Annotated in this window: 1 pseudogene; it reads right to left on the bottom strand. The window is 39.6% G+C overall.

What is annotated here, in order from left to right:
• A pseudogene (locus BBS29_RS08515) lies at positions 1 to 412 on the bottom strand (IS256 family transposase); the annotation flags it as partial.
• Positions 413 to 429: the final 17 nt, after the last annotated feature.

Genomic DNA, 429 nt, shown 5'->3' with positions numbered 1-429 from the left:
TTGGATCCTCTGATACAAAGTCTAAAAACTTCTCTTTTGCTTCTCGTGCATGTTGGGGTGTTGTCGTATGAAAAATCTCTCTCAATAATTGACGCGCAACAGTTGAACCTTTTTTAGGCATTACATTCGTAATGTTTCTTAAGAAATGGACTGTGCATCTTTACCAAGGTGTGCCCGGGAACTCTTCTTGAATCGCCTGCTTTAAACCTTGATGTGAATCTGAAGTAATGAGTTCTGGTTGTGTTAACCCACGATTTTTTAAGTCACGTAAAAAGTGCCCCCAGTGATTCTTACTCTCAGCATCATCCACTTTAAACCCAAGTACTTCACGATGACCATCTACACCAATACCGAGCGCAATATACACAGCTTTAGAGACGATTCTATGATTCTCACGTACTTTAATATACATCGCATCTACTGATACAT

The sequence above is a fragment of the Nosocomiicoccus ampullae genome (assembly GCF_001696685.1).
GTDB lineage: Bacteria > Bacillota > Bacilli > Staphylococcales > Salinicoccaceae > Nosocomiicoccus > Nosocomiicoccus ampullae_A.
The sequence above is the reverse complement of the archived record's forward strand: the minus strand, read 5'-3'. Positions and strand labels throughout refer to the sequence as shown.